Source organism: Streptomyces durbertensis, from assembly GCF_014156695.1.
Taxonomy (GTDB): Bacteria; Actinomycetota; Actinomycetes; order Streptomycetales; family Streptomycetaceae; genus Streptomyces; species Streptomyces durbertensis.
Genome location: NZ_WMLF01000374.1, coordinates 1 through 5,340 on the forward strand (window position 1 = coordinate 1; position 5,340 = coordinate 5,340).

At 71.8% G+C, this 5,340-nt stretch carries 6 protein-coding genes; 4 read left to right on the forward strand and 2 right to left on the reverse strand.

Annotated features, from left to right (window positions below):
- Both GL263_RS20615 and GL263_RS20620 read right to left on the reverse strand, forming a co-directional pair.
- Positions 1-499 (reverse strand): RNA polymerase sigma factor sigma-70 region 4 domain-containing protein (locus GL263_RS20615; protein WP_182857219.1); only part of this gene is annotated, 499 nt, incomplete at its 3' end.
- A 112-nt stretch (positions 500-611) separates the two neighbouring features.
- The gene (locus GL263_RS20620; protein WP_182857220.1) at positions 612-1,151 is read right to left on the reverse strand and encodes a MarR family winged helix-turn-helix transcriptional regulator; all 540 of its coding nucleotides are present in this window, start codon (positions 1,149-1,151) and stop codon (positions 612-614) included.
- A gap of 171 nt (positions 1,152-1,322) precedes the next feature.
- Between GL263_RS20620 and ilvA the strand changes: the two genes are divergently transcribed.
- The 4 genes from ilvA to GL263_RS20640 all read left to right on the forward strand — a co-directional run.
- The gene (gene ilvA / locus GL263_RS20625) at positions 1,323-2,540 is read left to right on the forward strand and encodes a threonine ammonia-lyase (protein WP_182857221.1); all 1,218 of its coding nucleotides are present in this window, start codon (positions 1,323-1,325) and stop codon (positions 2,538-2,540) included.
- 235 nt (positions 2,541-2,775) lie between these two features.
- On the forward strand, positions 2,776-3,831 hold the full coding sequence (locus GL263_RS20630) for an ATP-binding cassette domain-containing protein (protein WP_182857222.1): 1,056 nt from the start codon (positions 2,776-2,778) through the stop codon (positions 3,829-3,831).
- Positions 3,828-4,697 carry an ABC transporter permease gene (locus GL263_RS20635; protein ID WP_182857223.1) on the forward strand — a complete coding sequence of 290 codons (870 nt, stop codon included), beginning with the start codon at positions 3,828-3,830 and terminating at the stop codon, positions 4,695-4,697. The genes GL263_RS20630 and GL263_RS20635 overlap by 4 nt, the downstream gene beginning before the upstream one ends.
- A gap of 52 nt (positions 4,698-4,749) precedes the next feature.
- Positions 4,750-5,340: hypothetical protein (locus GL263_RS20640; protein ID WP_182857224.1), on the forward strand; the 591-nt coding region annotated here is incomplete at its 3' end.

Sequence of the window (5,340 nt, forward strand, 5' to 3'; positions counted from 1 at the left end):
GGGCCCGCAGTGCCCGCACCCGGTCGGCCGGCAGGCCGAGGGACGCGGCGACCCGGTCCTCGTCGACCTCCTCGTAGACGCACAGGACGAGGACCACGCGTTCCTGTGGGGTGAGGACGCCCAGGGGGCCGCCGCGTGGCCGGCGGTGGCGTCGGGCGTGGCGGGTGAAGCGGTGGATCAGCTGCCAGCGGGCCGTGTCGTAGGGGTCGGTGCGCGGGTCCCAGCGGGCGTAGGTGTGGGCGAGCGCGTGGTGCAGCAGTTCCCGGGCGGCGGGCGGTGGCGACGGCCTTTTGCCGTCTCCGCCCGCCTGTCCGGGGCTGTGCGGTTCCAGCGGTGCGAGTGGTGCGGGTCGTTCGAGCGGTTCCGGGGGTTCGAGCGGTTCGGTGGTCAGCAGCGCGGCGACGCGCAGCAGCCGTCCGGCCGCGCCGGCGACAAACGCCTCGAACTCACGGGCGCGGCGGCGGTCCCGGCCTGCTCGATCCCCCCTCGGCACTCCCATCGACCCATGGGACCGCCGTGCCCGCGCGGGGTCAAGGGTCGTGCCGTGGGGACCTGGGCGCGCGGGGGCGGCGGGCCGGACCGGGATGCCGTCGCGCCGGCCGCGTCCGCGCTCAGCGTGGGGCGAACGGGGCGTGGAGTTCGGAGAGCGCGTCGTTGAAGCGGGTGAGCAGCGCGCAGAAGACGTCCCGCTCCTCCGGCGACCAGTCCTTGGTGAGCAGCGCCATCAACTCCCGGCGGGAGGAGCGCACTTCGGCCAGCCGGTGGGCGCCGCGCGGGGAGAGTTCGAGGACGACGGCGCGGCCGTCGTCGGGGTGCGAGGTGCGTTTGACCAGGCCGGAGTCGACAAGCGGGGCGACCTGGCGGGTGACGGTCGAGGAGTCGATGCCCATGCCGGCGGCGAGCGCCTTCACACCGGTCGGGCCTTCCTGGTCGAGGCGGTTGAGCAGCAGGTAGGCGGCGCGGTCCATGGAGTTGCGGGCCTGGCCGACGCCGCCGAGACGGGTCTGTTCGGCGCGGCGGGCGAACAGCGCGACCTGGTGTTGTATCGCTTCCAGCAGCGGGTCGGGCCCGCCGCCGTTGTCGGTTCCGCGACGGCGCGGCTGATCCTGGCGCACGTCGTCGGCTGTTGTCGTGTCCGGGTGCGTGGGCATGCCGGGGAGCTCACTTCTTCCGAAGTTCGGGCGGTTGGACGGTTGAGGGTGGCCACAGGGTACGCGGAGTCGGCCGTTCCCGTACCCGTACCGGGGCTCCGGTGGGCGCCGGAGGCGGTGCGGGAGCGGGGGCACTGGGCGGCGTGCACAGTCGGCTGCCAGACTGGCGGCATGCTACCCAGTGCACGTGTCCTCAGCGTCGAGGACGTATCCCGCGCCCACAAGGCGCTGTCCGGAGTCGCCCGGGTGACGGCGATGGAGGGCAGCCGCCATCTGACCGAGCTGGTCGGTTCGCCGGTGCACCTCAAGTGCGAGAACCTCCAGCGCACCGGCTCGTTCAAGATCCGTGGCGCGTACGTGCGCATCGCGGCGCTCGACGCGGCGGAGCGGGCGCGCGGCGTGGTCGCGGCCAGCGCGGGCAACCACGCGCAGGGCGTCGCGCTGGCGGCCTCACTGCTCGGGGTGAGGTCCACGGTGTTCATGCCGGTCGGCGCGCCGCTGCCGAAGCTGGCGGCGACCCGCGACTACGGCGCGGACGTGCGGCTGCACGGCCAGGTCGTGGACGAGTCGCTGGCCGCCGCGCAGGAGTACGCGGAGCGGACGGGCGCGGTGTTCATCCACCCCTTCGACCACCCGGACGTGGTGGCCGGCCAGGGCACGGTGGGGCTGGAGATCCTGGAGCAGTGCCCGGAGGTGCGCACGATCCTGGTGGGCGTGGGCGGCGGCGGACTGGCGGCCGGTATCGCGCTCGCGGTGAAGTCGCTGCGTCCCGACGTGCGGGTGGTGGGCGTGCAGGCGGAGGGTGCGGCGGCGTATCCGCCCTCGCTCGCGGCCGGGCACCCGGTGGCGCTGGAGTCGGTGGCGACGATGGCCGACGGCATCAAGGTCGGACGGCCGGGGGACGTGCCGTTCGAGATCGTGCACAAGATGGTCGACGAGGTGGTGACGGTCTCCGAGGACGCGCTGTCCAGCGCGCTGCTGCTCTGTCTGGAGCGGGCGAAGCTGGTGGTGGAACCGGCGGGCGCGAGCCCGGTGGCGGCGCTGCTCAGCAGGCCGAAGGCGTTCGACGGGCCGATGGTCGCGGTGCTGTCGGGAGGCAACGTCGACCCGCTGGTGCTGCAGCGGACGCTGCGGCACGGCATGGCGGCGGCGGGCCGCTACCTCTCGTTGCGGCTGCGCCTGAACGACCGGCCCGGGGCGCTCGCCGCGCTCCTGGCCGAGTTGTCAGTGGCGGACGCTAACGTCCTCGACGTGAGCCACGTCAGGACGGATCCGCGTCTGGGGCTCACCGAGGCGGAGGTGGAGCTGCATCTGGAGACGAAGGGTCCGGAGCACTGCCTCCAGGTGCAGTCCGCGCTGCGCGGCGCCGGTTACCGGGTGATGGGCTGAGCCAGCCCCGGCACGTCCGGCCCGGCGCGCGGGCGGACGTGCCGGACGCGGGGCGCGCCAGGGGCGGTCGCACCGGGCCCGTGGCGGGAGTGCGCGGTGGGAAGCACCCCGGAAGAACCACTGACGCGATACATCGCGACACGCTACGCTGGCGGCGGCGGGGAAACCCGGATGCCGTGCCGCCGGCGCGACCATACGATTCCCACATCACGACCAACCCCTTGGGAGACCCCTCATGCCAGGCGCCATCTACGCCGAAGGCCTGGTCAAGAACTTCGGTGACGTAAGGGCTCTGGACGGCGTCGATCTCGACGTCCCGGAAGGAACCGTGCTCGGGCTGCTCGGCCCGAACGGCGCGGGAAAGACCACAACGGTCCGCGTGCTCACGACACTGCTGACACCGGACCAGGGCAAGGCGTCCGTGGCCGGCATCGACGTGCTGCGACATCCGAACGAGGTGCGGCGGCGGATCGGGCTCTCCGGCCAGTTCGCCGCCGTCGACGAGTACCTGACCGGCCGCGAGAACCTCCAGATGGTCGGCCAGCTCTACCAGTTGAAGGCCAAGGACGCCCGCCGCAGGGCGGACGAGCTGCTGGAGCGCTTCAACCTCGCCGACGCCGCCGACCGCACGGCGAAGACGTACTCCGGCGGTATGCGTCGCCGACTCGACCTGGCCGCCGCGCTGGTGGTCAGCCCGCCGGTGATGTTCATGGACGAGCCGACGACGGGCCTCGACCCGCGAAACCGGCAGGCGCTGTGGGAGGTCATCCAGGAGCTGGTCGCCGGCGGCACCACGCTGCTGCTGACCACCCAGTACCTGGAGGAGGCCGACCACCTGGCCGACGACATCTGCGTCGTCGACCACGGCCGGGTCATCGCGCGCGGCACCTCCGACCAGCTCAAGGCGCAGACCGGCGGTGAGCGGGTGGAGGTCGTCGTCCGCGAACGCGAGCGCATCGGCACGGCGGAGGAACTGCTGCGGGCGCACGCCGTCGACGGCGGCGAGGTGGCCGTCGAGCAGCACACCCGCCGGCTGACCGTGCCGGTCGCCGGTGGCGCCAAGCTGCTCGCCGAGGTCATCCGCGACCTCGACGGACGCGGCATCGAGATCGACGACATCGGTCTGCGCCGCCCGACCCTGGACGACGTGTTCATCTCCCTCACCGGCCACGCCGCCGAGGAGGACACCGCCGACGGGGACGACGAGGACGGCGGACAGAGCGAGAACAGCGAGAACAGCGAGAACAGCAAGAAGAAGGCCGGCGCGGCCGCGAAGGCGGGGAAGAAGTGACCACGACGAAGACCAGGGAACCGGCCCAGGGCGGGCCGGTCGCGCCCAGCGGCAGAGGCGGCATCTCCCAGTCGGTCAACGACTCGTTGATCGTCGCCAAGCGCAACCTGATCCGGATGCTGCGCATCCCGGAGATCGTGATCTTCGGGCTGATCCAGCCGATCATGTTCGTGGTGCTGTTCAGCTACGTCTTCGGCGGCTCGATCATCGTCGGGGGCACAGCGAGCGCCGCGGAGTACCGCGAGTTCCTGATGGCCGGCATCTTCGCCCAGACCGTCACGTTCGCCACGGCCGGCGCCGGCGCCGGCATCGCCGAGGACATGCACAAGGGCCTGATCGACCGCTTCCGCTCGCTGCCGATGTCACGCGGCGCGGTGCTGACCGGACGCACGCTCGCCGACGCGGTGCAGACGGCGCTCACCCTCGTGGTGCTGGCCGTGGTGGCGCTGCTGGTGGGCTGGCGGGCCCACGAGGGCTTCCTCAAGATGCTCGCCGGCTTCGGTCTGCTGCTGCTCCTCGGCTACGCCTTCACCTGGATCGGCGCGCTCATCGGTCTGACCGTGCGCACGCCTGAGGCGGCCACCTCCGGCGGCCTGATCTGGCTGTTCCCGCTGACGTTCGTCTCGGTGGCGTTCGTGCCGTCCGAGAACATGCCGAACTTCCTCGCCACGATCGCGCAGTGGAACCCGTTCAGCGCGACCGTGCAGGCCGCCCGGGAGCTGTTCGGGAACCTTCCGCCGAACTATGTGGCGCCGGACGCCTGGCCGATGCAGAACCCGGTGCTCGCCTCGGTGCTGTACTCGCTGCTGATCATCGTGGTCTTCCGCACCCTCGCGGTACGCAAGTACCGCCGCGCGGCCGCCTGATCCGCCACACTGGGGTCTGCCCGTGTCCATCGGGCAGACCTCGGGGGGAACTGTGCTGGATCGGAGCAAGCGGTGGCGCGACGACGACGAGGCGCTCCTCAACATCGACACGTGGCTGTGGAAGACGCTCGACGACTACCCGCCGCCGAGCGTTCCCGCCACCGAGGTCTGGGAGCTCTCGCTCGGTACGGTACTCAGTCGGCATCCCAAGGCGCCGGCCGGGATCGAGAAACCGCTTCGCCTGCTGGACGGCCTGGGCGCGGTGCGCATCGGCCCCCGCGATGTCGGCTTCGACGGCCACAACCGCAGCTGGGACCAGGTGACCGAACTGCGTCTGGTGGACGGGCTGAAGGTGATCACCCAGGAGGGGATCAAGTTCGAACTGGCCAGATGCAGCCAGGTGTTGATCGGTGTGCCGGGTCGCGGCTGGATTCTCGAGCAGCTCTCGGACGGGTTCAGCGCCCTGCTTGTGCGCTACCTCGACCGTGCCCATCCCGACAGGTGCGGCACGGCGGACCAGCGCCTCGCGCCGTTCGAGTTCGCCTACCGGGGCTCCCTCGGGCGGCAGCGGACACGCCGGATCAGCCTCTTCTCGATGTTCATCGCCGGTCTGCGACCGGAGGTCATCGAGACCCTGTACGCC

Excerpts from the sequence above, each read along its gene's own strand:
- GL263_RS20630 (WP_182857222.1), top strand. The coding sequence starts at position 2,776 with ATGCCAGGCGCCATCTACGCCGAAGGCCTGGTCAAGAACTTCGGTGAC.
- GL263_RS20620 (WP_182857220.1), bottom strand. The coding sequence starts at position 1,151 with ATGCCCACGCACCCGGACACGACAACAGCCGACGACGTGCGCCAGGAT.
- ilvA (WP_182857221.1), top strand. The coding sequence starts at position 1,323 with ATGCTACCCAGTGCACGTGTCCTCAGCGTCGAGGACGTATCCCGCGCC.